Origin of the sequence: Mesorhizobium sp. BAC0120, assembly GCF_033542235.1 — a bacterium.
Lineage (GTDB): Bacteria > Pseudomonadota > Alphaproteobacteria > Rhizobiales > Rhizobiaceae > JAWRCU01.
In genome coordinates this window covers 66,438-92,997 of the sequence record NZ_JAWRCU010000008.1, presented here as the reverse complement: position 1 = coordinate 92,997, position 26,560 = coordinate 66,438, and the positions used below count along the sequence as shown (strand labels likewise).

General features: G+C 60.6%; 24 protein-coding genes. 15 read left to right on the top strand and 9 right to left on the bottom strand.

Annotation, left to right across the window (positions count from 1 at the left end):
* The first annotated feature begins 37 nt into the window (after window positions 1-37).
* The 7 genes from SAZ10_RS18970 (at window position 38) to SAZ10_RS18940 (ending at window position 7,722) form a co-directional block, all read left to right on the top strand.
* Window positions 38-853, top strand: a complete 816-nt coding sequence (locus SAZ10_RS18970) for an ABC transporter permease (RefSeq protein ID WP_412535250.1) — start codon at window positions 38-40, stop codon at window positions 851-853.
* Window positions 850-1,920, top strand: a complete 1,071-nt coding sequence (locus SAZ10_RS18965) for an ABC transporter ATP-binding protein (RefSeq protein WP_318610921.1) — start codon at window positions 850-852, stop codon at window positions 1,918-1,920. The genes SAZ10_RS18970 and SAZ10_RS18965 overlap by 4 nt, the downstream gene beginning before the upstream one ends.
* A complete protein-coding gene (locus SAZ10_RS18960) occupies window positions 1,913-2,947 on the top strand; it encodes an ABC transporter ATP-binding protein (protein ID WP_318610920.1) in 1,035 nt (344 codons plus the stop codon). The genes SAZ10_RS18965 and SAZ10_RS18960 overlap by 8 nt, the downstream gene beginning before the upstream one ends.
* 42 nt (window positions 2,948-2,989) lie before the next feature.
* Complete coding sequence (locus tag SAZ10_RS18955; RefSeq protein ID WP_318610919.1) at window positions 2,990-4,249, top strand: CaiB/BaiF CoA-transferase family protein; 1,260 nt, start codon at window positions 2,990-2,992, stop codon at window positions 4,247-4,249.
* Window positions 4,250-4,492: 243 nt separating this feature from the next.
* Window positions 4,493-5,800, top strand: a complete 1,308-nt coding sequence (locus SAZ10_RS18950) for an LLM class flavin-dependent oxidoreductase (RefSeq protein WP_318610918.1) — start codon at window positions 4,493-4,495, stop codon at window positions 5,798-5,800.
* Between the two features lie 58 nt (window positions 5,801-5,858).
* Window positions 5,859-6,743 (top strand): transketolase, encoded by an 885-nt coding sequence (locus tag SAZ10_RS18945; RefSeq protein ID WP_318610917.1) that lies wholly within the window; start codon window positions 5,859-5,861, stop codon window positions 6,741-6,743.
* Between the two features lies 1 nt (window position 6,744).
* Window positions 6,745-7,722 (top strand): transketolase family protein, encoded by a 978-nt coding sequence (locus SAZ10_RS18940; protein ID WP_318610916.1) that lies wholly within the window; start codon window positions 6,745-6,747, stop codon window positions 7,720-7,722.
* 150 nt (window positions 7,723-7,872) lie between these two features.
* On the opposite strand, the gene SAZ10_RS18935 is transcribed toward SAZ10_RS18940, so the two are convergent.
* The gene (locus tag SAZ10_RS18935; protein ID WP_318610915.1) at window positions 7,873-8,385 is read right to left on the bottom strand and encodes a flavin reductase family protein; all 513 of its coding nucleotides are present in this window, start codon (window positions 8,383-8,385) and stop codon (window positions 7,873-7,875) included.
* Between SAZ10_RS18935 and SAZ10_RS18930 the strand changes: the two genes are divergently transcribed.
* From SAZ10_RS18930 to SAZ10_RS18920, 3 genes are all read left to right on the top strand, one after another.
* Entirely contained in the window at window positions 8,384-8,719 is a 336-nt protein-coding gene (locus SAZ10_RS18930; protein ID WP_318610914.1) for a hypothetical protein, read from the top strand. The two genes, SAZ10_RS18935 and SAZ10_RS18930, sit on opposite strands and share 2 nt — an antisense overlap.
* A gap of 16 nt (window positions 8,720-8,735) precedes the next feature.
* Window positions 8,736-9,635 (top strand): LysR substrate-binding domain-containing protein, encoded by a 900-nt coding sequence (locus tag SAZ10_RS18925; RefSeq protein ID WP_318610913.1) that lies wholly within the window; start codon window positions 8,736-8,738, stop codon window positions 9,633-9,635.
* A gap of 164 nt (window positions 9,636-9,799) precedes the next feature.
* Complete coding sequence (locus SAZ10_RS18920) at window positions 9,800-10,480, top strand: TetR/AcrR family transcriptional regulator (protein ID WP_318610912.1); 681 nt, start codon at window positions 9,800-9,802, stop codon at window positions 10,478-10,480.
* Between the two features lie 90 nt (window positions 10,481-10,570).
* Here the strand turns inward: SAZ10_RS18920 and SAZ10_RS18915 are convergent, their stop codons facing one another.
* Window positions 10,571-11,887 (bottom strand): LLM class flavin-dependent oxidoreductase, encoded by a 1,317-nt coding sequence (locus tag SAZ10_RS18915; RefSeq protein WP_318610911.1) that lies wholly within the window; start codon window positions 11,885-11,887, stop codon window positions 10,571-10,573.
* 268 nt (window positions 11,888-12,155) lie between these two features.
* Here SAZ10_RS18915 and SAZ10_RS18910 point away from each other — a divergent pair, with 268 nt between their 5' ends.
* From SAZ10_RS18910 to SAZ10_RS18900, 3 genes are all read left to right on the top strand, one after another.
* Window positions 12,156-12,959 carry a shikimate dehydrogenase gene (locus SAZ10_RS18910; RefSeq protein ID WP_318610910.1) on the top strand — a complete coding sequence of 268 codons (804 nt, stop codon included), beginning with the start codon at window positions 12,156-12,158 and terminating at the stop codon, window positions 12,957-12,959.
* A 69-nt stretch (window positions 12,960-13,028) separates the two neighbouring features.
* Window positions 13,029-14,369: a 3-oxo-tetronate kinase gene (otnK, locus tag SAZ10_RS18905; RefSeq protein WP_318610909.1), complete on the top strand. Its 1,341-nt coding sequence runs from the start codon at window positions 13,029-13,031 to the stop codon at window positions 14,367-14,369.
* Window positions 14,366-15,013 carry a class II aldolase/adducin family protein gene (locus SAZ10_RS18900; RefSeq protein WP_318610908.1) on the top strand — a complete coding sequence of 216 codons (648 nt, stop codon included), beginning with the start codon at window positions 14,366-14,368 and terminating at the stop codon, window positions 15,011-15,013. Before otnK ends, SAZ10_RS18900 begins: the two co-directional genes overlap by 4 nt.
* 47 nt (window positions 15,014-15,060) lie before the next feature.
* On the opposite strand, the gene SAZ10_RS18895 is transcribed toward SAZ10_RS18900, so the two are convergent.
* The 4 genes from SAZ10_RS18895 to SAZ10_RS18880 form a co-directional block, all read right to left on the bottom strand.
* Window positions 15,061-16,182, bottom strand: a complete 1,122-nt coding sequence (locus tag SAZ10_RS18895; protein ID WP_318610907.1) for an ABC transporter ATP-binding protein — start codon at window positions 16,180-16,182, stop codon at window positions 15,061-15,063.
* A 10-nt stretch (window positions 16,183-16,192) separates the two neighbouring features.
* Window positions 16,193-16,999, bottom strand: a complete 807-nt coding sequence (locus SAZ10_RS18890; RefSeq protein WP_318610906.1) for an ABC transporter permease — start codon at window positions 16,997-16,999, stop codon at window positions 16,193-16,195.
* Window positions 16,996-17,835, bottom strand: coding sequence for an ABC transporter permease (locus SAZ10_RS18885; RefSeq protein WP_318610905.1), 840 nt, complete (start codon window positions 17,833-17,835; stop codon window positions 16,996-16,998). Before SAZ10_RS18885 ends, SAZ10_RS18890 begins: the two co-directional genes overlap by 4 nt.
* Window positions 17,836-17,996: 161 nt before the next feature.
* Window positions 17,997-19,052, bottom strand: coding sequence for an extracellular solute-binding protein (locus tag SAZ10_RS18880; RefSeq protein WP_318610904.1), 1,056 nt, complete (start codon window positions 19,050-19,052; stop codon window positions 17,997-17,999).
* 177 nt (window positions 19,053-19,229) lie between these two features.
* On the opposite strand from SAZ10_RS18880, the gene SAZ10_RS18875 reads away from it, so the two are divergent.
* Window positions 19,230-20,627, top strand: coding sequence for an aminotransferase class III-fold pyridoxal phosphate-dependent enzyme (locus SAZ10_RS18875; RefSeq protein ID WP_318610903.1), 1,398 nt, complete (start codon window positions 19,230-19,232; stop codon window positions 20,625-20,627).
* 131 nt (window positions 20,628-20,758) lie between these two features.
* Window positions 20,759-21,328, top strand: coding sequence for a malonic semialdehyde reductase (locus SAZ10_RS18870; protein WP_412535245.1), 570 nt, complete (start codon window positions 20,759-20,761; stop codon window positions 21,326-21,328).
* Between the two features lie 216 nt (window positions 21,329-21,544).
* Here the strand turns inward: SAZ10_RS18870 and SAZ10_RS18865 are convergent, their stop codons facing one another.
* The 3 genes from SAZ10_RS18865 to SAZ10_RS18855 form a co-directional block, all read right to left on the bottom strand.
* Complete coding sequence (locus SAZ10_RS18865; protein WP_318610902.1) at window positions 21,545-22,504, bottom strand: aminotransferase class IV; 960 nt, start codon at window positions 22,502-22,504, stop codon at window positions 21,545-21,547.
* Window positions 22,505-22,739: 235 nt separating this feature from the next.
* Window positions 22,740-24,350 carry an ABC transporter substrate-binding protein gene (locus tag SAZ10_RS18860; RefSeq protein ID WP_412535244.1) on the bottom strand — a complete coding sequence of 537 codons (1,611 nt, stop codon included), beginning with the start codon at window positions 24,348-24,350 and terminating at the stop codon, window positions 22,740-22,742.
* Between the two features lie 28 nt (window positions 24,351-24,378).
* Window positions 24,379-26,556: a dehydrogenase E1 component subunit alpha/beta gene (locus SAZ10_RS18855; RefSeq protein ID WP_318610901.1), complete on the bottom strand. Its 2,178-nt coding sequence runs from the start codon at window positions 26,554-26,556 to the stop codon at window positions 24,379-24,381.
* Between the last annotated feature and the right edge of the window lie 4 nt (window positions 26,557-26,560).

Sequence of the window (26,560 nt, the reverse complement as noted above, 5' to 3'; positions counted from 1 at the left end):
GCTGCCATTGTCTTCCGATCGAGCTTCATCGAGGCGCCTGAGCTTACCGGAATGGGCTTCACCGGCCTTCGTGGTCGGCGGCCTAGTCGTCCTCATCTGGCTGATCGCCACCCTGTTTCCGACATGGCTTGCCCCTCACGATCCGCTCACCATTGCAGGCAGGCGGCTGCAGGCCCCGAATGCAACCTACCTGCTGGGAACCGACGCCCTCGGCCGTGACGTTCTCTCACGCACGATCCACGGTGCACAGCATTCGCTGCCGATAGCGCTTCTGGTCGTGGTCAGCGCCGTGGTGATCGGATCCGCCGCTGGGGCGATTTCCGGTTACAAGGGCGGCATCATCGGTGCCGCCATCATGCGGTTGGTCGATATCACCCTTTCATTTCCGCCGATCCTGCTGGCGATGGCTGTCGCGGCCTCGCTCGGGCCAGGACTACGAAACGCGGCGATCGCGATGGTCGTGGTGTGGTGGCCGGTTTATGCCCGGCTCATGCGTGCTCAAGTCCTCGAGGTGCGCGAGCGCGAACATGTCGAGGCTGCGGTCGCGGCCGGAGCAGGTCACTTCCGCATTCTCACCAAGCACATACTACCGCTTTGCTGGACCCCTATTCTCATCAGCGCCACGATGGACCTCGGACAGGCGATCCTTCTTGCCGCATCGCTGAGCTTTATCGGGCTCGGCGCCACTCCACCTACCCCTGAGTGGGGCGCGATGATCTCCGACGGCGCGACGTTCTTCTACAGCTGGTGGATCGCGTTCGGGCCGGGCATGGCCATCCTGACGGTGGTCCTGGGATTCAACTTCATCGGTGACGGCCTGCGCGACTACTTTGATCCGAGGTCGTCCAAATGAGCGCGGCCGACATCGCCAATTCAAACCCCAGTGGCCCAAACCCCGATGGCGAGCCCTTGCTGCGCATCCGCGATCTCAAGGTCGGTTTCTCGGCGCAGAATCGAGTCTTGCCGGCTGTCCGCGGCCTCAGTGTCGAGTTGTCCAAGGGGGAAGTTCTCGGCATTGTCGGGGAGTCGGGGTCAGGCAAGTCGCTCGGCATGCTCGCATCGCTCGGGCTGCAGGCGCGAAATGCCGTCGTCAGCGGATCCGTCGTCTTCAAGGGCCAGGAACTCATAGGCCGGCCTCGCCGCGAAATGCGCTCCCTGCGCGGTTCGGAGATCAGCATGATCTTTCAGGACCCGCTTTCGTCGCTCAATCCGGTGATGACTGTCGGCGACCAGATCCGCGAAGCCCTTCTGCTCCACAACAAGAACATGAGCAAGGCGAAGGCCACCGAGCGCGTGCTCGAGCTGTTGCAACTGGTGGCCATCCCGCAGCCGGACCGGCGGATCAACCAATACCCGCATGAGTTTTCCGGCGGCATGCGTCAGCGCGTGATGATCGCCATGGCGGTCGCCAATAATCCCGAACTCCTGGTTGCGGACGAACCGACGACAGCGCTCGACGTCACCGTGCAAGCCCAGATCATGACCATGCTGCGCGACCTCAAGGAAAAGATGGGGCTTGCGCTCATCCTGATCACTCATGACCTGGGTGTGGTCGCCGGGCACGCGGACCGGGTCGCCGTCATATATGCGGGGCAGGTCGTCGAGGAAGCCGAGGTACGCGAGCTTTTCGCCAATCCTCGTCATCCCTACACGCGCGGCCTGATCGCCTCGATCCCCAAGCTGACGGCATCGAAGGAAAAGCTCTATTCGATCCCCGGCGCACCGCCCATGCTTGGCGCGCTGCCAGAGGGGTGCGCCTTCCATCCGCGCTGCAGCTTTGCGCAGGACGTCTGCCGCAAGGTATCGCCTCCGACCGTCGAACTCGGGCGTCACCGCGCCTCGTGTCACTTCGCCGAGAGCTTGCCGTCGTGGGACGATACAAGCCGTACGGCGCAATCGAAAGAGCGCAGCCATGGCTGAAGCCCCAAGCGCCGATCAGATCCTGGCGGGCGAAAGCGTTGCGTTGTCCGTTCGCAATCTGTGCAAGACTTTCCCGGTCATGGGCGGCACTGTGGTTCGCCGGGAAGTTGCGCAACTGAAAGCCGTGACCGACATCTCCTTCGACCTCAGGCCCGGTGAAACGCTGGGATTGGTCGGAGAATCCGGTTGCGGCAAGTCGACACTTGGCAGATGCCTGCTGCGGCTGATCGAGCCCACATCCGGCAGCGTGAGCTTCAACGGGGTCGACATCGTATCGCTCGGCCCTCAGCAGATGCGCAAGATGCGTCGTCACCTTCAACTCGTCTTCCAGGACCCGTATGGATCGCTACATCCGCGCATGCGGATCGAGGACAGTATCGCGGAACCGTTGCGCATATCGACGATGAGCCGTGCCCAAAGACGAGAGCGGGTGCTTGAGATGCTCGATCTCGTGAGCCTCAGCGCAGCTCATGGCAGGCGCTATCCGCACCAATTGTCGGGCGGTCAGCGTCAGCGCGTGGTGATTGCCCGAGCCCTGGCATTGAAGCCGGAAGTGCTCGTCCTGGACGAGCCTGTCTCGGCGCTCGACGTGTCGGTCCAGGCGGGCGTGCTGAATCTTCTCCAGGAAATACAGGAGAAGATGCGGACGGCGTTCGTCTTCATCGCGCATGATCTGTCCGTCGTGCGCCACATCTCCCACAAGGTCGCGGTGATGTACCTTGGCCGCTTTGTCGAGGTCGCGCCGGCGGAAGAACTCTACAGGAAGCCGCTCCATCCCTATTCGCAGGCGCTGATGTCGGCGGTGCCGGTCGCCGACCCGGATCTCGAGCGTGGACGTAGGCAGATCCTGCTGAAGGGGGATGTGCCGAGCCCGATCAACCCGCCGTCGGGTTGCCCATTCCGGACCCGCTGTTTCAAAGCACAGGAGAAGTGTGCCGAGGTGACGCCACCGCTCGTGGAGATCGAGCCGGGGCACCATGCGGCATGTCATTTTCCGGGTCCGGCCGACATCGGGCTCACGGCCTGAGCCCCGAATTCGTAGCAAGCTCGAGCAAGGAAGCGAGAACCTATGTCGGAATCCGTCGGGGAGAAGCCTGCGGGCGAAGTCGCATCCGGCTTGCCGCTGGCCGGCATCAAGGTGCTGGACCTTTCCCGTGTATTGGCCGGTCCCTGGGCGACGATGAGCCTGGCCGATCTCGGTGCCGAGGTTTGGAAGATCGAGAATATCGATGGCGGCGACGATACCCGTGCCTGGTCGGTGCCGAGCTACAAGGGCGTCAGCACCTACTACCTTTGCGCAAATCGCGGCAAGTCCAGCATAGCGGTCGACATCAAGCATCCCAGGGGGCACGAAATCATTCATCGTCTGGCCGCGAAGGCCGATGTCGTGATCGAGAATTTCCGGGCCGGTACGGTTCAGCGGCTGAAGATCGACTACGAGACGCTAAAGGCAATCAACCCCAGTATCATCTACTGCTCTATCTCAGGCTACGGACAAACCGGGCCCGAGTGGGATCGGCCAGGCTATGATTTCGTAGTCCAGGCAGAGAGTGGCCTGATGTCGATCACCGGTCCCGTGGATGGAGAGCCTCAGCGTATAGGCGTCGCCATGACAGACATCATTGCCGGCATGGTTTCGGTTCAATCGGTTCTGGCGGCGCTTTATCAGCGCCGGGAAACCGGTCAGGGGCAGTACATCGACATCTCGCTGCTGGAATGCGCCCTGAACACCTTGATCAATGTGGGCAGCGGCTACCTGAACGCCGGTGTCATTCCGCGGCGCTACGGCAACGCTCACCCTACAGTGGTGCCTTATCAGATCTGCGAGTGTTCCGACGGCAGCTTCGCGCTCGCCGTGGGCAACGACAAGCAATTCGCAGCGCTGTGTGAGAAGGTCGTGGGCGTTCCGGAGCTTGCCAAGGATCCTCTCTACAAGACCGCGGCGGCACGGGCGCTGAACCGCGACAGTCTGCTCGCCACGTTGAGCCAATCGTTCCGCTCCAACACCCGCCATCATTGGATGGAGGCCTGCTTGCGCCATGGCGTTCCCGCAGGCGAGGTGAAGTCTGTGCCCGAAGCTTTCGAAAGTCCGACGGTCAAGGCCCGTGACGTGGTGCAGACCTTGCACAGCCCACACATCGGACCGGTGTCGCTCGTCAGGCCGGCCCAGGGGCTCAGCGCTCAACGCGACGCCTCATATAAAGCCCCGCCCATGCTTGGCGAGGATACGACCGCCGTGCTGTCGGAGGTGCTTGGCTATGCCCCCGAGGATGTCGAAAGCCTCATTGATCAAGGCGTTGTGCGCCAGTATTCGCCTTCGGCCGCTTGATGATGCGGCGCAGGCCGCTTCCCCGGACGCAGTATAATGAAAGGTTATGCTGACCAAAGGATTTTGCAAGTGTACGGCGCGGCCGAGGAGTGCATAAAGCAGGCGCAATCGGCGGATTTGTCATGTCTCAGCGAGACGCGTCCGAAGGCTGCTACACGCCGTGACGCATAAGAGTTTCTTTCGCAGAGACACGGTGCGTCCGGCACATTTCAGGCCCAGTACGGGCGAATTTGGGTGAGTTCCATGGGACGCCAGCTGCATTTCGTCGGCTACTGCACGATCGGTCCGTCATGGCACAACAACGGCAGCTGGCGCCACGACGAAAGTGATGGGACCGACTTCCTGAATCCCGTCCGCTACGAGAACATCGCTCGCATCCTGGAAGACGGAAAGTTCGACGGGCTGTTCTTCGTCGATGTCCAGACCCTCTACGATACCTATGGTGGCGTCGTCGATCCGTGCATCAAATATGGCGGGCATATGTGCATGCTCGACCCATTGCAGATGCTGACAGCGATGGCGCGGGTGACCAAGCACATCGGGCTGTCGGCGACCATGTCGACCTCGCTCTATCACCCGTTCCATATTGCCCGCGCCTTCGCGTCGCTCGACCACATCAGCGGGGGCAGGGCCGCCTGGAACATCGTCACCTCGGCGACCGATCGCGAAGCGCAGAACTACGGCATGGACCGGCTGCTGGATAAGGCGCAACGCTACGACTATGCCGACGAAGTGGTCGAGGCCTGCACGGCGCTCTGGAACAGTTGGGGGGCAGATGCGCTGGTGCTCGATCGGCATGCCGGCATTTTCGGCGATCCCGGAAAAGTCCGTTACGCCAACTACGCCGGCAAATATGTGAGGACGCGTGGCCCGCTGATGACGCCACATTCCCCGCAGGGCAGCCCAGTGCTTATGCAGGCGGGGTCTTCGGAACGCGGGCGCCAGTTCGCTGCTCGCTGGGCTGAGATCGTCTTCACGCTGCAGAACAACAAGGCTGACATGACGGCCTTCTATCGCGACATCAAGGATCGCGTTGCCAATGCCGGGCGTGATCCTTCGCACTGCGCCATTCTGCCGGCGACCGATATCGTCATCGGCGAAACGGAGTCGATCGCGCGGGAGCGAGCCGACTACATCAACTCGCTGGCCAATGCCGAGCTTGGTCTTTCCGAGATGTCGAACCATATCGGCGTCGATCTGTCCGGCTTCCCGATGGATCAGCCGCTCAGCGAGATGGAGATCACGCAAGGCGCTCGAGGCGTATTCGACATCATCATGAGCGGCGGCAAAGGGAAAACGCTGCGCGATGCCGGATACCAGTACGCGACGACGCAGATGTCGCCGCAGCTGATCGGGACGCCGATGATGATTGCCGATCACATACACGAGCTTTTCGAGGCGGAAGCTTGCGACGGCTTCGTCATCTGTCCGTCGATTACCCCCGGATCGTTCTACCAGTTCGTGAAGTCGGTAGTGCCCGAACTCCAGCGCAGGGGTATTTACCGCCGGGATTACACCGGCAAGACGTTCCGGGAAAATCTGCGCGCCTGATTCTGTCGGAACGCGGCCTTGGCCGGATGCGGAACTATGAACCTGATCGAGGAATGAAATGAGCGGTTCTTCAACGAACAAGGCGCGGAGCAACAGTTTCGAGCCGACGCCGGAAGTTGTGGCAATGCTCAGGGAGCGCGCCCGTTTTGTGCGGCTGGAAACGATCCGGCTGATCGAGATCGCGAAGACCGGCCATTACACTTCGGTGTTCTCGGCGGCGGAAATCTTTGCGGCGCTCTATTACGACGTCATGCGGTTGCGCCGGGGCGATCCCAAATGGGCCGGGCGCGACCGTTTCACGATCGGCAAGGGGCACGCCGCCGTCGGCTTGTTTCCGATCTATGCCGATCTCGACTACTTCCCGAAAGAGTGGCTCGACCAATACACGCGCCTCGGCAGCCCGCTTGGCGATCATCCCGACATGAGGAAAGTGCCCGGCGTCGACTTCTCGTCGGGCTCGATCGGTCATGCGCTCTCGAACGCGTTGGGCATGGTGCTGGCGCAGCGTTGGACCGGAGAGAAGGACTATCGGGTCTTCTGCATGATGGGCGACGGCGAGATGCAGGAAGGGCAGGTGTGGGAGGCTGCGATCAACGCGGCCCAGCACCGGGCCAGCAACCTCATCGCCATCATCGACCGCAATGGCTACCAACTGGATGGCCGTGTCGACGAGCTGATGAACATCGAGCCGCTCGATGAGAAATGGCGCGCATTCGGCTGGGAAGTTCATCAGGTAGACGGCCATGACGTGGCGAAGGTAACGGAGCTGCTGCGACGGGTGAGGGCTGATGACGAGCGCACGAAGCCCTGCATGATCATCGCGCAGACCAGAAAGGGCAGGGGCGTTTCATACATGGAGACCGAGCCGGGCTGGCACCTGGGCTATCTCGACCCTTCCGATGCCGAAAAGGCAATCGCTGAGATAAACGCACTGGATGCTTGAAATGAACGGTCCGCTTTCTCCCAATTCCTGGCAATACCGCGCCCTGAATGCGGTCAATCCCGGCCTCGATCATTTGTCCAACGGGCTCATCGATCTCGTGAAGTCAGGCCACAATGTCATGGCCGGCTCGGCCGACTTGCAATATTCAAACGGCCTGAACCGCTTCGCCGCCGCGTATCCGGACCGCTACATCTCCTTCGGCATATCGGAGCAGAATATGGTGAGCACCGCCGCCGGCATCGCGACTTGCGGCGTTGTGCCATTCGTGGCGACTTTCGCATCCTTCCTGGCCCTGCTCGCCTGCGAGCAGATCAGGATGGACGTCGCATATTCCGCGCAACCGGTTCGCCTCATCGGCCATCATACTGGCATCTCGCTCGGCTTCTACGGCACATCGCACCATGCTACGGAAGACATCGCGATCATGCGCTCGATCGCCGATCTTGCGGTGGTGTCGCCGGCGGATGGTCCGCAACTGGAAGCGGCGATCCGCGCCTCCGCCGACTACGACAGGCCGATCTATTTCCGCATCGGCCGCGGCCGCGATCCCGTCGTCTATGACGGCTTGCCGACATTCGCGTTCGGCAAGGCGCATGAGCATCTCAAGGGAGAGGAACTGACCATTATCGCCTGCGGGATGGCTGTGCATGGCGCGCTCGAGGCCGCCAGAGCCATGAACGCGGGTGGGAGATCCGTCGGCGTGATCGACATGGCGTGCATCAAGCCGCTCGACCGCGAGGCCATTCTCGATGCGGCGTCCCGCTCAAAGAAGATCATGACGGTCGAGGAGCACAACGTCCTGGGTGGACTTGGCAGTGCGGTCGCCGAAGTGCTTGCCGACGAGGGACTCGGCGTAAAGCTCAAGCGCCACGGCATCTACGACGAGTACAGCCTGATCGCGCCGCCCACCCATCTCTACGCCCACTACAAGCTCGACGCCGCCGGCATCCGCAGCGTCGCCGAGGCGTTCATCGCCTAGCGCAGTCCCGGAGAAGGGCTCGTAGCCCTTCCTCCGCCCGAGCGGACACACAGACTGCGAGGCAGACTCCATCGCCGATGTTGTCCGCCCCGCGGTTTGCAGTCTTGCGAAATTTGACTGTGGGAGGACGTAAATTTCAGAGCAGGCAGCTCAGCCGGGCTGCACTTGATGGAACGTCCGCTTGAAATGGATGAGCGGCTCGCCACCGAAGTGCTCGATATCGCGGACGTCGCCGATCATGATCTCATGGTCGCCGCTCGGAATGATGCTGCTCACGTCACAGCTGATGCAGGAAACAGCGCCCTCGATGAGAGGCAAGCCAAGGTCAGAGAGACGGTGGCTGACGGAAGCGAATTTATCGGCAGCCTTGCTGGCGAATAGCATGCAGATGTCCTGCTGCTCCCGGCTGAGGAAATTGATGCAGAACCGCTTGGTCGCTTTCAGCACCGGCAGCGTGTTGGATGTCTTGTCGAGCGAGATCAGGAACTGCATCGGATCCAACGACAGTGCAATGACGGCACTCATGGTCAAGCCATGCAGGCTGCCGTCTCCGGCGGCTGTCGTGATCACCGCCACCCCCGATGGCCAATGGCTGGAAACCGTCTTGAAAAGGTCGGGGCCAATCGGCAGAGCGGCGGGCTTGGCGATGACGGGGGCGTTCATGTGCGGTGCGTCCTATGATCGCGCTTTCGGTATTGCGAGCATGCCTAAGGGCGATCAGGGCGTAAACGCGCAAAATTCTCGACAACCCATAACAAATCCTTTTGCCAGCACTTACGCAGCCAAAACCGCTGCTACCACTAAGCCTTTGCTATGCCCCGATATTTCCGGCTGCACCAGTTTTCAGCGGAAATCAGGATTTGGTGCGCAAAATGTGCGGCGCAATGGGGGCGGCGGGCAAGCGCTGACTTGCGGATCAAGGCCGTTTGGCATTAAAAATCCTTATGTCTTTGCTGCGCAAAAGCATCCCTTCCCTGGCGTCGCTCATCTCGTTTGAAGCAGCCGCGCGGCTGTTGAGCTTCACCAAGGCGGCCGACGAATTGAACATCACCCAGGCGGCTATCAGCAGGCAGATTCGCGAGCTCGAGAATTTCCTCCAGATTCCGCTTTTCGAGAGGGGACATCGGTCGATCGAGCTGACACCCGCCGGCGCCATGCTGAATGCGTCGCTGCCCATGCACCTGACGGCAATCGCTTCACTCGCGGATCGGGTCAGGGAGTTGCGCGACCCGCAGGCAATCGTCGTGGGCACAACCCACGCTTTTGGCACCTATTGGCTGGCGCCGCGGCTTGCCGAGTTCAGCAAGCTCAACCCGGACGTGGATCTGCGCCTGGCGGTGAACGACGAACTCGTCGACATTTCGAAGCAGCGGATCGATATGACTATTCGTTTCGGCGGCGGCTCATGGCCGTCCATGTCCGCCGGGTTCCTGGTCGGTTGCGAAGTGACGCCCGTGTGCCATCCATCCTATTGGGATGGCCGTAAGCGTCCAACCCGCCCTGCCGATCTGTTGGGCGAGATGCTGCTCGGCATCGAAGGACGCTCGGTGCAAGGCGGGGGCTGGAGCGACTGGTTCCATGCCCATGGCGTCGAGGCGGCAAAAGGCAAGCATCAGATCACGGTCAACAACTTCTCGGTCCTGATGCAAGCGGCATTGAGCGGGCAGGGGATCGCCCTGGGAGGAAGTCCTCTGGTGGACGATCTCTTTGCGAGCGGCGTGTTGGTGCCGGCGATGGATGTCGCCCCCTACAGAGTGAAGGCTTCCAACTACTATGTAGTCGAGCCAGCCGGACAAATCCGCAAGCATAGCTGCGAGAAATTCTGCGCCTGGCTTTACGACAGGATGCGGCGGGATGCGACGATGACAAACAACGAGCATCTCTTGGTAGAAACTCGAGAACCGCGCAGTTGACGGCCAGTCTTGTCAGGCAATGTTCAGGGCTGCGAGCGCTCAAGCCGCAGATTTAAGCCGAAGCATTCGCCAAGACTGGGTCGATCGCTTGCAAGGGCTGGTGTCTTGACCTCTGGACGGGTTTCTTTTTGTCTCGGAATCAAGGCTTTCCGCAATTCGAGGTGATGATGAGCAACGATGTCGATGAGAAGGCCGCTGCGGATCGGCAGCCGAAGCGCATCGTCGCGCGGCAGCCTCAGCGCAAACCCGGGCAAGTGCGTTTTCGCAAGCTGCTCGACGCGCTGGACGAGCTGCTTGCAACCAGCAATGTTCAGGATATCGGGCTTTATCAGATAGCTGCCAAGGCAAAGGTGCCGAACGCGTCGGTCTACCACTTCTTCCCCAGCACGGAAGCGGCACTGCTTGCGCTTGCGGAAGTGCACCACAACGCGTTGCTCGAGCTCTCGATGCTCCGGCTGGAGATTCGGCCGGCGCGTTGGCAGGATCTGTTTCGGCAGAAGGTGATAAGTGCGGCCGAATACCACAACAGCCACCCCGCGGCGCTACGATTGTTTCTTGGCGCCAATATCAGCGTGGAGGTCAAAAGCGCCGACATATCGCAATACCACCGGCTCGTCGACGGCAGGTCGCAGCTGCTTTCCTACTACTTCCATGTGCCGGCAGTGCCAGATTGGGAACGCCGTCTCGCCACATACTTCGCCATGATAGATGGCGTTTTCTCATTGTCCTACAGCGAGAACGGTTACATCAGGGAGGACTATGTCGCGGAAGCGCATTTGGCGGGCATCGCCTATCTGCGCTGCTATCTTCCGGAAATTCTCGTGCCTCGCGATCTCGGCGAGTAGAGTCTTCCAGCGCGCCTGACGGGACAAGAATAGAGCGGCTTGGCGGTTCACAATACTGAACCGCTCGCTGCCGCCCCGGATTTCGACCCGTCAGTTCTGCAGATTCTCGCGGAACGTCGCGTACTGATACTCCTTGCGGAATATTCCTCGGCGTTGCAGTTCGGGGACCACGGTCTTGACGAACTGGACGTAGGTTCCGGGGCTGATTGACGGGCATATCATGAAGCCGTCGCAGCATTCTGCCTCGAAGAAGTCCTGCAAGTGGTCGGCGATCATTTTCGGCGTGCCGATCAACTGCGGTGTCATCTGGCTGGTCGCCCAGGCCTTGCCGGCCTGTCCCAGCGTGAGCCCGTCCTTCTTCGTCCCCTGGAGCATCACATCGAGGATTCCGCGGCAGCCTTGGGACAGCTCCAGGTCCTCCAAGGGCTTGTCGAGGGGCTCCTTGGACATGTCGACGCCGAGGGCGTTCGAAATCTCGGCGACGCCGAGCGTGGGGCTTGCATACTCGTTGATGGCTGCGGCGCGTTCCTTCGCGATCGATTCCGTGTCTCCGAGAACGATGTCGACGGCGGGAACGATGGCGCATTCATTGGGCCGTCTGCCGCTGCTGACGACTCGATCCTTGATGTCGCGATAGAAGGCCTGCATGTGCTCCTTGGAGTTCTGCAGCGTGAAGATGACCTCGGCCCAGCGCCCCGCGAATTCGCGGCCACGCGGCGATGAGCCTGCCTGCATGATGACCGGCTTGACCTGCGGCGAGCTTGGCACCGTCAGGGGGCCGCTGGTGCGCACGTAATTGCCTTGGTAGTTCACGTAGTGAACCTTTTCGGGATCGGCAAAGACGTTGTTGTCGCGATCGCCGACGACCGCTCCCGGCTCCCAGCTCTTCCAAAGCCCATTGCAGGCCTCGAGCACCTCGTCGGCCATGTCGTAGCGCTTGTTCTTGTCCATCAGCGCATCCATGCCGAAGTTCTTGGCCTCGCGATCCATAGCGGATGTGACCACGTTCCATCCGGCGCGGCCCTTGCTGATATGGTCGAGCGAGGCAAAGGCGCGCGCGATGTGGAAGGGATGGTAGAAGGTCGTCGACATGGTCGATGCGAGGCCGATGCGCGAGGTGACGCGGGCCATGGCGGCAAGAAGCTGCATCGGGTCCATCATGCACTGCTGACCGCCTTCTTTCAGGTTGGTGCGGTAACCGCCCGCATATGAATCGAACAGCATCAGGAAATCGACGAAGAACAGTCCGTCGAATTTGCCATGTTCCAGGACGCGGGCGATCTCCTCGTAGCGGGCGGGATCGAGCATGTCCAAACCGTCACTCTCCGGATGCCGCCAGCTTCCGTAATGATGCCAGGTGGGCCCCGCCAGCACGTAGCCTATCAGATGCATTTGCCGCTTTGACATCGGTGGAATCCTCTGCGTGGCCAAGCCAGCGTAATGTGAGAGAGCGTTAGGATTACAGAGAAACTTATTTGTTATCAACTGGCATTCTGAGGGAAATTGCTGCGGCAGACATGGTCGTGGGCGTCAGTCGATCCGTCCCGAAAATCACTTGAGTTTCATATAGAAGAGGCGCAAATGCTACCAGTGCGGGTCCGTCTGGGATAGGTTGGCGGATCGAGAACGTAGTCGATATTTGTCATACTACAAAGCTGGACCTGCGGAGGGATGGATGGATACACGCCGCATAACCGGGCAGACCAAAATCATGCTGCTGATGGCGGACCCGGTCTCGCATGTGGTCGGAACGGAAGCCATCACGGCTTTCATCCGCGCCAGCGGTCATGACTTCATCTGCGTTCCCGTACATGTCGGAGCGCAGCACCTGGCCGCCGCCATCGACGCGTTGCGGGGATTTCGGAACTGTGTCGGATCGGGCGTCACCATTCCGCATAAGATTCCCGTTCTGCCATTGCTGGACGAGCTGACTGCCCGTGCCCGGACCATCGGAAGCGTCAACTACATTCGACGCGATCCGGACGGAAAGCTGACCGGCGACAATGTCGACGGCAGCGGGTTCGTGCGCGGCGCCGCTGAGGCCGGCATCGAGCTCGGGGGGCTGCGTGTGCTCTTGCTGGGAGCAGGCGGCGCCGGGCGCAGTGTGGCTTTTGCTTTGGCCGAGGCGGGCGTCGCGGAGCTGGTCATCTCAAATCGTAACCAGGGCAAGGCTCTCGCCCTCGTCAGTTCGGTCTCTGCCGCCTATCCCGGCGTGCGGGTTCGGATTGGCGATACCGACGCCAGCGGCTTCGACATGGTCGTTAACGCGACATCATTGGGGATGGCCGGCAAGGATGACGGCGACCCGGTCGACTTAGCGACGCTTTCATCAGACATGATCGTTGCCGACATTGTCATGAGGCCTGAAAAGACCAGGCTGCTGCAGGCTGCGGAAGACAAAGGTTGCCGGTTGCTGTTCGGTCGCCAGATGATGGACGGCCAACTGGCCCTGGCCCAGGCATTTCTCGGCTTGACATGAGTGTTCGTGATTGCCGAGGCACCGGGTGTCGCTATTCAAGGCTGGACAGGGCTTAGGGAGAATAGGTGGATGTTGGCAGAACGAGAGCGCCCGCTGCTGTTCGGCGGGATTGCCGACGACCTCACCGGCGGGTCCGAACTAGCGTCCATGCTGGTGGCGCGGGGGGTGCCGACGAGCTTTGCAACCGACATCGGCGCGAACATCCCCACGGGCTCGCTCGCGCATGTCATCGCGTTGAAGACACGCGTAATACCGGCGCAAGATGCGGTCGATCTCGTCATACGCGCGGCTCGACGACTGCTTTCGGCAGGCTGCGACCAGATATTCTTTAAATACTGCGCGACTTTCGATTCCACTCCGGCCGGAAATATCGGCCCGTGCGCGGAAGCGCTCGCCGATCTGCTCGGCGCTAAACTGGTCCTCTTCTGTCCTGCCCTTTGCGAGACGCAACGGACGGTGTTTCAGGGCTATATGTTCGGCGGTTCGCAGATCCTGGCGGAGTCGCCCAAGCGGTTCGACCCGCTCACGCCGATGACCGATTCCAACATCGTTCGCGTGCTTGCCGCGCAAAGCCGGTGCCCGGTCGGACTCGTTGCGCATCCAGTCGTGGATCGGGGCGCGGACGCAATCATGGAACAATGCGACATGCTCACAGGGGAGGGCATACGTTTTGCTGTGATCGATACGATCTATGAGCGCGATCTGGCTTCGATCGCCGAGGCGGCGGCCCGGATGCCTTTGCTGACCGGAAACGCGTCGGTAGCCGCTCATCTTCCGACCTCATGGCGGCGCGACGGCAAGCTTGCCGATCCTCAGCCGGCCGAGTTGCCGGCGGTAGAGGGCCCCGCCGTCGTCCTCGCCGGCAGCGTGGCACCTCGCACCGCCGAGCAGCTCGCTGATTTCGGCCGCCAAAACGAGGTCGTCACGATCGATCTATCCCGTGTCATGGGCGGCGAGGATGTGCTTGCCCCGGCCTTGCTATCCGCCGATCGCGCGATCAGCTCGGGCCGGGCGATCGCGATCGCCACGATGGCGCCGCAAGACGAAGTCGAACGCCTTCAAGGCAGATATGGGCGCGACGTGGTCGCCCGGGCCGCGGAAGATTTCCTGACTGATCTCGCACAACGCCTGATCTTCGAACACGGCGTTCGGCGGCTTGTCATCGCCGGTGGCGAAACGGCCGGAGCCATTGTTCCCAAACTACCCATCACGCGCTTCGTCGTTGGACCTTATCAGGGCTTGGGCACGGGACGGATGGTTGCCGAAATGCCGTTCCCGGTCGCGTTGATGCTCAAGTCCGGCAAGCTTGGCGGGCTTGACGTTTTTTCCACCGTGCTCGACGAGATGCGCCGGCCGGTAAGGATCGAACCCTATCTCGATGAATGGCCGCCGCAGGCGAGGGTCCAATGATGCAGTCGACCATGCGTCAGTCGCTTGTCGATGCGGTGCGCGCCATCGCGTCAAAAGGTTTGAACAGCGGGACCTCCGGCAATATCAGCCTGCGGCTCGAGGGTGAAGGCATGCTTATAACGCCGACGGGCATTTCACCGGAAAAGCTCGATCAGGCCGCCATGGTCGAGATGACCCTGGATGGCAGCTCGAACGGTCAGATGCGCCCGTCGAGCGAATGGAACATGCATGCGGCGATCTATAAGGCCTTGCCCCAGGCTCAGGCCGTGGTGCATGCTCATCCTGACCACTGCGTGGCGCTATCATGCCTGAGGCAGGGTCTTCCGCCGTTTCATTACATGATCGCCTCCTTCGGAGGCGACGACGTTCCCTGCTCCGACTATGCGCCTTTCGGCACCGCCGAATTGGCGAAGGTCGTGCTGCGTGCGCTCGCGGAGCGAAACACCTGCCTGATCGCCAATCACGGTATGATCGCCTATGGACCGGATCTCGCCACCGCGGTCGCGCGGACCGAAAAACTGGAGACCCTGGCCCGGCAGTACATGCTTGCCAAGACGATCGGGCGCCCCGTCATGCTGACGGACGATGAACTGAGCGTGGTCAAGAACCGATACAGGACCTACGGCCAGCAGAACCCGAAGTAAGAACGGAGAGCCCGGCCGTCGATCGTGGTGTCGACGATTGGCTACGACTATTCGCCGAGAATAGTCATGTCGTCCGCCGACCAGCCCACATCGACCGAGCTTCCGGTTTCGAAAACCTCCGTATTGCCCTGGGGCAGCACGCGCACCTTCAGCGCGCAGCCAGTGCCGTCCAGCTCGACCCGGTAGCGGATGCTGCCTGGGGTATACAGGCTCTCGCGCACTATGCCGGTATAGACATTGTCCAGGCCTCGCGCCTTCGGGCCGACTGTGACGCGCTCCGGTCGTATGCAGGCGAAGCGGCCCGAGCCGGGATTCCCATCCGTGCGGATGGCGGCCCGGGTGCCGTCTTCCAACACGATTTGGCAAGGCTGACCGGCCTGTTTCTGCGAGACCGATTTGACCGGAAAGATCGAAGCCTCGCCGAGGAACTCGGCGACGAAGCGGCTGCTCGGCTGTTCGTACAGTGAGCGCGGACTGCCGATCTGTGTCATGGCGCCGTCGCGCATGATGGCGATGCGATCGGCCAGGAACGCCGCTTCCTGCTGGTCATGAGTGACATAGATGACGGTCGCGCCCAACTCCTGCTGGAAGCGCTTGATCTCTTCCTGCATCTCGTCACGAAGGTTCTTGTCGAGCGCGCCGAGTGGTTCGTCCATCAAAAGGATCGACGGCCGATAGATGGATGCGCGCGCCAGCGCGATGCGCTGCTGCTGTCCACCGGAGAGCTCCGACGGCATGCGCGACGCGAACGCCTCCAGTCGCACCATGGCAAGGCTTTCGCGCACGCGCTTTGCGATCTCGTCTTTCGCAATGCCGCGAATCTTTAGCGGATAGGCCACGTTCTGGGCGACCGACAGATGTGGGAACAGCGCGTAGTTTTGAAACACCATGCCGATGTTGCGACGATAGATCGGTTCGGGAATGATGTCCCGGCCGCCGACCATGATCTGCCCCGCGGTCGGATCGATGTAACCCGCGATCATGCCGAGCAGCGTCGACTTGCCCGAGCCACTCGGTCCGATGATGGCAAAGAAATCGCCGGAATCGATCTCGACCGACGTGGGCACCACGGCTTCGAAATTGTTGTACCGCTTGCAAAGATTGCGAATGGAAACCGCTGCGCCCCCTGCGGCACGGTTCTGACCTGTCGTCGCGGATCGACCTTGCATCTGCAGCATCCTAATTATCCTTGCCGAGACGGGGCAACAAAGTTGCCGCGAGAATGAGTAGGCTGGTCACGGCGAGAATGACGGTGGCCGCGGCAGCGATTTCAGGGGTCACCTGGAAGTTGAGCTGCTCCCACAGCAGCAAAGGCAGCGTCCGCGTCGATGGGCTGCTCAGGAACAACGCGAGCACCAGCTCGTCAAGCGACGCCGCGAAAGCGAAGATGAAACCGGCGATAACTGCCGGCCGTATCATCGGGAAGGTGATCAGCCGGAAAGTCTGGAACGAATTGGCACCGAGCGTCATCGAAGCGATCTCGATCCGGTTGGAGTATGAGGCCAGGGCGCCGCAGACCGTGATGAAGGGAAAGGGCAGGCCAATGACCGCATGCGCCAGGATCACCGCCCACAGCGTTCCTTGAAGACCGAGCCATACGCTGATCGGGAACAGACCGATCGCCAGAACGATTTGCGGAAGAATCGCGGGAGCGACCGAAAGAGCACTCACGATCGTGGAGCCCGGCACCTTAGCGCGAACGACGGCCAATGCCGTGGAAATTCCGGCAATTGTCGCCAGAGCCGCAGCCGACGCTCCGATCAACATGCTGTTCAGAATTGCCGAGCGGTAGTCGTCGTTGCCGATGAACTGCTGATACCAGCGTAGGGAAAATTCGGTCGGGGGAAACGAAAGATAGGATTTGCTCTGGAAGGATACTGCCACGACGACCAGGATCGGAACCAGAAATCCAATGAGGAGCGCCCCAACCAGGCCGTTCAGAAAGCGGCTCCAGGCCGCCCAAAGTTTCTTCTCGGGCACGCTCACGCGAAAACTCCCGCCTGTGCCTTGCCCGTGCGGCGGGAAGCCAATTGGCTGAACCGCAGGAGTGCAAAGATAACGATCGTGAGCAGAAGGACGATGATCGCCAGTGCCGATGCCAGCGGCCAGTCCAACAGCCTGTTGGCTTGTTCGCTGATCAGCATCGAAACCACCGTCAGGTCTCCTCCCAGAAGGGATGGCGTGACGAAGAAACCAAGCGAGGTTACGAACACGATCGTGCAGCCCACCGCCACGTTGGGCAAGGAAAGCGGCAATGTGACTGCGAGGAACTGACGCAAGGGGTTGGCGCCCAGGACGGCGGCGGCACGCGAAAGATTGGGGTCTATGGTCCGCAATCCGTTGAGGATCGGCACGACTATGAACGGCACCATGATGTATGTCATGGCGATCATCAGCCCCAATCCGTTGTCGATGAACCGGATCGGATCCTCGATGAAGCCGATGCCGACCAGGATGGAGTTGACCGGCCCTTTGCGGCCGAGAAGGATCATCCATGCGAAGGAGCGAATGACTGTGCTTGCCCAAAACGGCAGGAAGATCAGGAATATGCCGACGGTGGCCCATCGCCCGCGGAGCCGCGCGAGCACATAGGCGATCGGATAGCCGATCAGCAGGGAGAAGATCGTCACCATCGCGGCAACATAGAACGTGTTGTAGAGGACCGTTCGAATGCCTTGATCGGTGACGACCTTGGCGTACTCTGCCGCGATCCCTTGCTGGCCGCTGAAACTCTGCGTCCCGATCACCGCCATCGGCGCAAGGAAGAACGGTGTCAGCAGCAAAGTGATGGGCAGGTAAAGCAGGAAGCTGCGATGCTTCATGGCGTCAACGGTTCCTAAGCTGCCGATCCGGATGTTCTGGATAGCGCGATCACTTCAGAAAATTGTCCGGCTCTCGCACAAGCAAGGGGCCGAATTGGAACGAAATAAGGAACTGCGCGAGCAAAGCATTGCCCGCGCAGTTCCTACTTGGGAGGATTCGGCTATTTCGCTACGACCCAGGTGTTGAAGCGCTCGTAGATTTTGGTCCCGTTCTCGAGCCAATAATCGCCGTCGATCGGGACCGACAGCTTTCTGTTCTCCGGAGAGCTCGGCATGCGCGCACGTTCTTCGGGCGACAGGATGTCGAACGCCTTGTCGTTCGTCGGCCCGTAGGGGATCAGCTTGGAGAAGGCGGCCTGGACCTCAGGATCCATGCAATGGGCGATGAACTGCATCGCGACGTCGCGGTTGCGGCCTCCCTTCGGCAGGCTCCAGATGCCAGGAGTATGCAGCGAATAGTCGAACGTATAGTCGATCGGACCGCCCTGCTGTTTGACTGGGTCGACGCGACCATTCCAGCACATGCCAAAATCGGCGTCGCCATTGGCCAGAATCTGCGCGCTCTGGGCGCCGGACGTCCACCAGGTGATGGATGAACGGATGCCATCGAGCATCGCAAAGGCGCGGTCGAGATCAAGCGGGTAGAGTTTGTCTAGCGTCTGACCTGCGCCGAGTGCCGCGACTTCCATGGTCTGCGCGGCATTCTTCCAGAGTGTTCTGCGACCCTTGATCTTCGGATCGAAGAACTCCTGCCAGTTCTTCGGCCGGCCATCGGCGGCATCCGTGTTCCAGCTGAGAACGCAGCCCGCAACGTAACACGAAGTCCAGTATTTGCTGGCGGCCCCCTTGATGAGGCTCTCCTTCGGCACGACGCTGTAGTCGATCTCGTCGAGAAGGCCTGCCACGGCCAGCGGCGCTGCCTCTGATGAATCCGTGTCGGTCACGTCGATGTCGACGGCGCCGGACTCGACCATTGCCTTGAGCCGCGCGCCCTCCATGTAAGGGGCGCTGATGATCTTGATGCCCGTCTTTTTCTCGAAGGTGTCGAAGCAGGCGGCCTTGAACGCATCACCCAGCGCACCGCCGCCATTGGCGACGGAGAGCGACGTGGGCGCCGCCCGACCAATCGCCGGCATCGCAAGAAGCGATGCCGCAGCTGTACCCGCTCCCAGCTTCAGGACGCTGCGTCTGCTCAAACCATTCTTGATCGTGTCCATAGATTCCCCTTTTGGATTTTGATTTCCTGCTTTGGCGGTGCCGCACTCTACCCGGCGCGCCGGACAGGGAGTCCCGAGGGCAAACTCGCTCCTCCGACAATCAAGCCTGCCATCAGCACTTCTCCCGGGATGCTCCGCACCGCAAGCCGGTCTGCAGTGGCACCAAGTGCGCGCGCATTGTCCGGCTTCGAAGTTTGTAGCCGAAAAGGTACCGGCAATCCATCGGTTTCATCGTTGATAGCAGATATTTTTATTGTTATACGCTGCGGCACAAACAGGGGTTTCAAAATTATGCCTTGGTCGAATCGTCGCAATTCAGAGCTGCTGGAACGCGCCCGCCGGGTCATACCAGGTGGGATGTATGGCCATGAATCGACAGCGCTTTTACCGGCTGACTTCCCCCAGTTCTTCAGCCGCGCGAACGGCACGAGAGTGTGGGATGTCGATGGCAATGAATATATCGACTATATGAGCGCTTATGGGCCGAATCTTTTCGGTTATGGAAACTCCATTATCGAAAGCGCGGCTCGCAGGCAGGCAGAGCTCGGCGACACCATGACCGGACCGTCGCATTTGATGGTCGAGTTGGCCGAAGCGATGGTTTCGATGGTATCCCATGCCGACTGGGTGATGTTCTGCAAGAATGGCAGCGACGCCACATCGATGGCGATGACGACCGCGCGGGCGTATTCGAAGCGCCGCAAGATCCTGGTCGCGACCGGCGCGTATCACGGGTCACAGCCCTGGTGCACCCCGAACCGGACCGGTATCGTCGACGACGAGCGGCGCCAGATCATTGCCTATGAATACAACAACATCGAGAGCCTGGAGGCGGCGGTGCGGTCGGCTGATGGCGACGTCGCCGGTATTTTCGCGACACCGTTCAAGCATGAGGTTTTCGCGGACCAACTCGTTCCCTCCCAGGCATTCGCGCAGGCCGTCCGCAAGATTTGCGATGCCGTGGACGCGCCGCTCATTGTCGATGATGTCCGGGCCGGCTTCAGGCTGGCGCGGGACTGCTCCTGGTCACTCCTGGGTGTTGAGCCCGACATCAGTTGCTGGGGCAAGGCGATTGCCAACGGGCATCCGATCTCGGCAATGATGGGCTCGCAGCGATTCTACGCAGCAGCCCGTTCCATCTTCGCCACCGGTTCGTTCTGGTTCTCTGCCGTTCCGATGGCGGCGGGCATCGAGACCCTGCGCCTGATCCGCGAAACCAAATATCTCGAACACACCATGGAGCTGGGAGAAAAGCTGCGGGAGGGTCTCGACGAGCAGGCGGCCGCTTTTGGCTTTTCGCTGCGCCAGACGGGTCCGACGCAGATGCCGCAAATCCTGTTCCGCGACGATCCGGATATGCGCCTTGGTTATGCCTGGGTGGCGAATGCTCTCAAACACGGGGTTTACTTCCACCCGTACCATAACATGTTCCTGAATGCGGCCATGACGGCCGCCGACATCGATCAGACGCTGAAGGCAAGCGAACAAGCCTTCGCAGAGCTGAAGGCTGATCGCACTCGAATTCCCGCCAATGAGAACCCGCTGGTTCTCGCAAAGCTCAAAGTCGCGCGCTGAAAGCGAGCTCGCTGCGGTCCGAGGGAATGCGGATCGCAGCCATTTCGGGGGCGAACTACCGAATGATCAGGCGCTCGGTCTCGCTTGGGGCAGGGCGCTTCCGATTTGACGCCCAAACGATGCGGATCGCGATGAACGACTACAGTATTTTCACAAGGGCCCGCACCCATAACAAATGGACGAATAGACCTCTTTCCGACGAGACGCTCAGGCAGCTTTACGACCTGTTGAAGATGGCGCCGACTTCGGCGAATTGCTCGCCGGGCAGGTTTGTCTTCGTCAGGTCGCCCGAAGCCAAGGAGAAACTCCGACCGGCCCTGAGCAGCGGCAATTCGGCCAAGACCATGGCGGCTCCGGTCACGGCGATCGTGGCGTATGACGAGGCTTTCTACGATCGGCTGCCGGAACTTTTCCCGCATACCGATGCGCGCTCATGGTTCACGTCGAGCCCGGATGTGGCGCATGAGACGGCGTTTCGCAACGGTACCTTGCAAGGCGCTTATCTTATCCTGGCCGCCCGCATGCTTGGGCTCGATGCCGGCCCGATGTCCGGGTTCAAGAACCGTCTCGTCGACGAGGCCTTTTTTGCCGGGACAAGCTGGAAAAGCAATTTCCTGGTCAATCTTGGCTATGGCGATCCCGCTGGCCTGTTCCCGAGGCTGCCCCGGTTAGCCTTCGAGAGCGCTTGCCAGATCGCCTGAACGGCCAATTCAGCAACGGCCAGGACGCGGCCTTTCTGGCAGCCCGCAGCCTACATATGGAAGTTCACCTGAGCCTATCGTTGTCGGTGTGCCGGCTGTGCGCCCATGCATGTCGACCAAGGTCCGTGGCGGTCTTGCGAGAACGACATGCATCCAAACAGAGACTTAAAGTGCGTCGGCCAGAATCGGTTGGCAGCGACGCACTTTCGCAACATCTCAATAGTTGATTGCGAAGCTGCGCATCGGATCGTAGTGGGCTTCCCAGTAAGCCTTCCAGATCGTCTTGCTGATCGGTCCAACCTCTCCGCCGCCAATCGGTGCTCCGTCCAGCCTGGTGATGGGCATGACACCGCCGGCCGTGGTGACGAACAGCAACTCGTCGCAATTATAGGCGGCACTCACGGGGACGTCCTCGACGCGGCATTCGATGCCATGAGACTGGGCGACCTCCAGCACGGTCTTGCGCGTCACGCCTTCCAGCACGCCGCGCTTCGGTGTTCGCAAAACACCGTCCTTGATGATGCAGACGTTGAAGCCGGAGCCCTCCGTCAGATTGCCGTCTCCATCCGTCAGGATCGGGTAGTTGGCGCCGCGATCGCGCGCCTCGAGCATGCCGCGCACGAAATCGCCCCATTGCAGGTTCTTGACCGTCGGGTCGATGGCGCCGGGCGGCACGCGACGGACGTCCCGCGCGATTATGGCGGAGCCGCCGGTCTTCTGCAGCTCTTCGCCCATGACCCACACGAACGGCTGCACCATCAGGTAGAGGTTGTTCTCGATCTCATCCGGGCTGTACTGGCGGATGAATTTCAGGCCGCGCGTCACGATCATGCAGACATAGGCGTCCCGGATGCCGCTCCTTGCCGCCATTTCAACCAGCTTCTGCCGGATGCCGTGCCGATCGAGGGGGCTGCGCAGTCGCAATTGCTTCAGGCTGCGTTCGAAGCGGTCAAGGTGGTCGTCAAGACGGAAGAACCGACCGTCCCAGATCGACGGCACATCATATGTCAGATCTGAATGGAGAAACCCCTGATCCAGAATCGGGATACGGGCCTCGTTGATCGGATAGAGCTCACCTTCGATATAGGCGACACCCTTGGCGAACGGATTGTCGCTGGCCTCGAGTTCGGCAAGCCGCCTGCGATAGCCATCGAAAATGAAGTCGGTATAGGCCACGAAAATCTCCTCGATAGTCGATTTTTATCGATTATGAAAATGCGATTAAGAGGCTTGTCCTGTCAATGAGAGTCAGGACAATTCAGTTTTGTTCTGCCCCATGTTTCTGAAGAAGCAGAGTTGTGTCAGCGGATCCGCACAGTTGTTCTGCCTAACCGCTTTTGTGCAACTCCTACGGTTGATGGAGGCGTGTCTGCGAGGCTTTTCCAAGCCTCGCAGACATCTGAAGCCGTTCTCAATCGTCGAGCGAGATCTCATAGAGAGGAACGTTGGAGCTTGGCGAATTGCGCACGCCATGCACCTTGCTGCCGTAAGCCAGAATGGTATTCGGGCTCATCATCGGAATGATGATATTCTGCGCCTTAATCTTTTCACCGATGTCAAAGTAGATCTTCTCCGCCTTTTCCGGTGGTGACTTCAATGCCTCGGCCAGCATCGTCTTGGTTTCGGGCAGGACGAAAGACGGATCGCGTTCGGCGCCGCCGCGCTTGGCCCAGGGCGAGTCCGGCGCAAGCCCAAAATAGTTCACGTACTGAGACGTTCCGTAGTAGTCGGGCGCGAAGAAGACGAAGGTGATCGGGATGTGATCTTTCGTGGCCGCCTCGCGCCAGTTCGGAAACTCGACGGGCTTGAGTTCCAGCTTGATGTTCACCGCAGCCAGATCCTGCTGGATCTTCTGCATCGCCAGCGAGAAGTCGACGCCGTAGACGTTCAGTTTCGGATAGGTCGCTTCGAGCGTGAAGCCGTCGGCATGTCCTGCCTTGGTGAGCAGTTCCTTCGACTTTTCCACGTCGTATTCCGGAATCGCATGTCCCGCTGCGCCTGGGAAATCCAGAGGGAAAGGAACCGAGATCAGCCGGCCGTTGCCCTCGCCCAGCGTGAATTCGACAAGCGACTTGCGGTCGATAGCATGCGAAATGGCTTCGCGGATTTCGGGAGTGAGCGGGAACGGATTGGCGACCGCGCCTGGGCTGATGGCGAGGTAGACAAAATTGTTGGACGGGGCCGATTCCGTCTTCACATCCGGACCGATGAGCGTCTTGGCCGTTTCGGGATCGATGTTCATTGCGATGTCGGTCTGACCACTCTGCAGAAGCTGGGCCTGGGCCACAGCGTCGCCGACCTGGCGGATGACGACCTCGTCAATCTTAGCCGGTTCGCGCCAATAGTTTTCATTGCGCTTCAGCCGGAGTTCGGCACCCGGCTGGTAGGAGTCGAGCACGAATGGACCTGCGCCGGCCGAATGAGCCAGGAACCAGGGTTCGGCCTGGTCGGACTGCGCGGCGTCTTCAGCTGCCGTAGCCTTGCCTTCCGACTGGGCAACATCGCTGTTGATGACGCCGAAATAGCTTGCCGCCAAAACGTTCAGCAGTTCCGAATTCGGCTCCGAGGTCTTCACGACGACCGTCTGAGCGTCGGGAGCCTCAACCGATGCAATCGATGAGGCGAGGTCGGCCGGGCCGCCCTTCATGTTCTTCAGGCGCTCCCACGACCATTTCACATCCTTCGCTTCAACTTTGGAGCCGTCGGAAAAAACGGCCTTGGGATTGAGCTTAAACGTGAACTCGGTCTGATCGTCGTTGACCGTCCAGCTCTCGGCAATGACAGGCACGACCTTGTTGTCCTTGTCCAACGCCAGCAGCCCCTCATAGACCGCTGCGTTGTAGATCATGCAGGTGTCGCACCAGCTCCTGTCCATATCCAGGGAGTTGATGTCCATGTCGCGGGCAATGACCAGTGTCTTGGCCTCAGCGGGCATGGCGGAGGCGCCCAGACCGGCAAGCATTGTCGCTGCCGCCAGCAACTTCCAGTTTCTCGAAATACGATTGTAGTTCCCCAGTCTCATTTCATGCTCCTTCTATTGGTCTTTCAGTTCAGGCACCTGTGGTGATCAACTCCATCGCCTGCCGCAGCTTTTCGGCGGAACCCAGCGCGGCCTTGTTCAGGACGGCCGAAACGACAGGCGCCGAAAGACTGCCGGTGACGTGGAGTATTTCGTGGTCGAGATCATCGAAGGCGCGCGCCTGGATCTCGGCAATCCAATGGCGGCCGAGGGAAAGGCCGCTGGCGACCTGCTCGACGATGATGACCCGGTTGGTCTTTGCGATGGATGAGAGGACAAGAGGCCAGTCCGTCGTGAGCTGGCCGATGCTGCGCATGTCGATGATTTCGGGGTCGATACCGGTTTCTTCCGCCACTTTCACGGCGGCAGGTACCATGACGGATGTTGCGAGAACCGTGCATGCAGAACCGGGTCGGACGATCTTGGCCGTACCGAACGGGATGCAGTAGTCGCGCTCGTCGCGTGGGACCAGGCTTTCGCGCTGATAGAATTCGACATGTTCGATAATCGCGACGGGGTCGTTGGTCCTGAGCGCCGTATTGAGCAACCCTACATAGTCGAATGCGGTCGTCGGCGAGACTACGTGCCATCCGGGAAACAGTCTGAACAGCGCGGCAGGATCACCCGAATGCTGGGAGCCGTATCCGGTGTGGGGGGACACACGCACCCGCATCACGAGCGGCACGGGAAAGCCGTCGCCGAACATGTGTCTTACCTTGGCGACGCCGTTGCCGATCTGGTCCGCCGCGACAAAGCAGAAATCGCCGAACATTATTTCGACGACGGGACGCAGACCGCGCAATGCGGCGCCGAGCGCCACGCCGGTAAAGCCGTTTTCCGCGATCGGCATTGCCAGCACGCGACCTGGGAACTGCTCGAGGGCCGACCTAGTGAAACCGCTCACACCACCGCGCAGCCGGTGGACGTCCTCCCCGAGAACCACGATGGTCGGGTCGGCAGCCATCGCCGCGCCGAGTGCTTCGCCGGCGGCAGTGACGAAACGGGTCTTTACCAGCTGCTCAGGCGCAAAATCTTCGATTTCGCGATATTTAAGCCCCTCGGCTTCGGAAGGCGGCGCCAAGATTCCCGTGTCCACCGATTGCGGGGAGGGCCACAATGTGTCCGGTATGCGAAGCTGGTTGCTTCCGGGTGCCGTTTCCGTCAAGCGGTTGGCGGCCGACTGGACGACAGCGGTTACGCGCTCATCGATCAGGGCCAATGCGGCATTATCGAGTATTCCCAGTTTGCCAAGACGCGTCTCGGCCAAGCGCAACGGGTCTCGCTTCAACCATTCCTGCTCTTCCTCGCGGCTGCGATACCCGAAATCGCTTCCGGTCTTGCTGCCGCTCTGGTGGAAGTATCGATAGCATTTCGCCTCGATCACGACCGGGCCACGACCGGCACGGATGGTTTCTACAGCCTCAGACATCGCGCGGTGGACCGCGACCACGTCCATGCCGTCGCATTCGATCCCGGTAAACCCAAGCATTGGACCGCGCGAGGCAATCCTAGGTTCGGCCGTCACGTCGTCGATATGCGTGGACACCGCGTAGAGGTTGTTTTCGACAAAGAAGACGACAGGCAGCTTGTAGACCGCCGCTATGTTCATCGATTCATAGGCTGCGCCCTGCAACGAGGCGCCATCGCCGAAAAAAGCCACCGAAATACCGTCCCGGCCAAGGACGTTGTCTGCAAGCGCGTAGCCGACCGCATGCGGAATGTTGCCGCCGACAATGGCGCTCGTGCCGGCTACGCCCGACTCGGCATGACGCATATGCATCGACCCGCCGCGACCCTCGCAGTAGCCGGGAGAGAGGCCCATGATCTCCGCCATGAAGCGATAGACGGCGTCATCCATCTGCGGCGTGAAATCCTGGCTAAGGATGTCGAAGCCCGGCTCGGTCTGCGCATTGACCAGCTTCGTCAGCACCTGATGATGCGCGCGATGCGTGCCGTTGATCTGATCGCAGGCGCGAAGCATCGAGACGGCTCCGACAGCAGCCGCCTCCTGACCGATACTGGCATGGGCCGGGCCGTGGATGAGACCTGCCTTCTCGAGATCGAGGATCTTCTCCTCGAAGCGCCGGATCAGTTTCATCTGGGCGTAAAGGCGAACGAGATCCCGCGCGGGCACGCTCGACCAGTCGGATTCGTCAAGCTCGATCCGATACCACGGCGCCGAAGGCTTCAACTCATGCTTTTGGGCCAAATCG

What these genes read in the sequence shown, in the direction of transcription:
- SAZ10_RS18965 (WP_318610921.1), top strand. Translation starts at nt 850, where the DNA reads ATGAGCGCGGCCGACATCGCCAATTCAAACCCCAGTGGCCCAAACCCC.
- SAZ10_RS18960 (WP_318610920.1), top strand. Translation starts at nt 1,913, where the DNA reads ATGGCTGAAGCCCCAAGCGCCGATCAGATCCTGGCGGGCGAAAGCGTT.
- SAZ10_RS18955 (WP_318610919.1), top strand. Translation starts at nt 2,990, where the DNA reads ATGTCGGAATCCGTCGGGGAGAAGCCTGCGGGCGAAGTCGCATCCGGC.
- SAZ10_RS18950 (WP_318610918.1), top strand. Translation starts at nt 4,493, where the DNA reads ATGGGACGCCAGCTGCATTTCGTCGGCTACTGCACGATCGGTCCGTCA.
- SAZ10_RS18945 (WP_318610917.1), top strand. Translation starts at nt 5,859, where the DNA reads ATGAGCGGTTCTTCAACGAACAAGGCGCGGAGCAACAGTTTCGAGCCG.
- SAZ10_RS18940 (WP_318610916.1), top strand. Translation starts at nt 6,745, where the DNA reads ATGAACGGTCCGCTTTCTCCCAATTCCTGGCAATACCGCGCCCTGAAT.
- SAZ10_RS18930 (WP_318610914.1), top strand. Translation starts at nt 8,384, where the DNA reads ATGTGCGGTGCGTCCTATGATCGCGCTTTCGGTATTGCGAGCATGCCT.
- SAZ10_RS18935 (WP_318610915.1), bottom strand. Translation starts at nt 8,385, where the DNA reads ATGAACGCCCCCGTCATCGCCAAGCCCGCCGCTCTGCCGATTGGCCCC.
- SAZ10_RS18920 (WP_318610912.1), top strand. Translation starts at nt 9,800, where the DNA reads ATGATGAGCAACGATGTCGATGAGAAGGCCGCTGCGGATCGGCAGCCG.
- SAZ10_RS18915 (WP_318610911.1), bottom strand. Translation starts at nt 11,887, where the DNA reads ATGTCAAAGCGGCAAATGCATCTGATAGGCTACGTGCTGGCGGGGCCC.
- SAZ10_RS18910 (WP_318610910.1), top strand. Translation starts at nt 12,156, where the DNA reads ATGGATACACGCCGCATAACCGGGCAGACCAAAATCATGCTGCTGATG.
- otnK (WP_318610909.1), top strand. Translation starts at nt 13,029, where the DNA reads ATGTTGGCAGAACGAGAGCGCCCGCTGCTGTTCGGCGGGATTGCCGAC.
- SAZ10_RS18900 (WP_318610908.1), top strand. Translation starts at nt 14,366, where the DNA reads ATGATGCAGTCGACCATGCGTCAGTCGCTTGTCGATGCGGTGCGCGCC.
- SAZ10_RS18895 (WP_318610907.1), bottom strand. Translation starts at nt 16,182, where the DNA reads ATGCAAGGTCGATCCGCGACGACAGGTCAGAACCGTGCCGCAGGGGGC.
- SAZ10_RS18885 (WP_318610905.1), bottom strand. Translation starts at nt 17,835, where the DNA reads ATGAAGCATCGCAGCTTCCTGCTTTACCTGCCCATCACTTTGCTGCTG.
- SAZ10_RS18880 (WP_318610904.1), bottom strand. Translation starts at nt 19,052, where the DNA reads ATGGACACGATCAAGAATGGTTTGAGCAGACGCAGCGTCCTGAAGCTG.
- SAZ10_RS18870 (WP_412535245.1), top strand. Translation starts at nt 20,759, where the DNA reads ATGAACGACTACAGTATTTTCACAAGGGCCCGCACCCATAACAAATGG.
- SAZ10_RS18860 (WP_412535244.1), bottom strand. Translation starts at nt 24,350, where the DNA reads ATGAGACTGGGGAACTACAATCGTATTTCGAGAAACTGGAAGTTGCTG.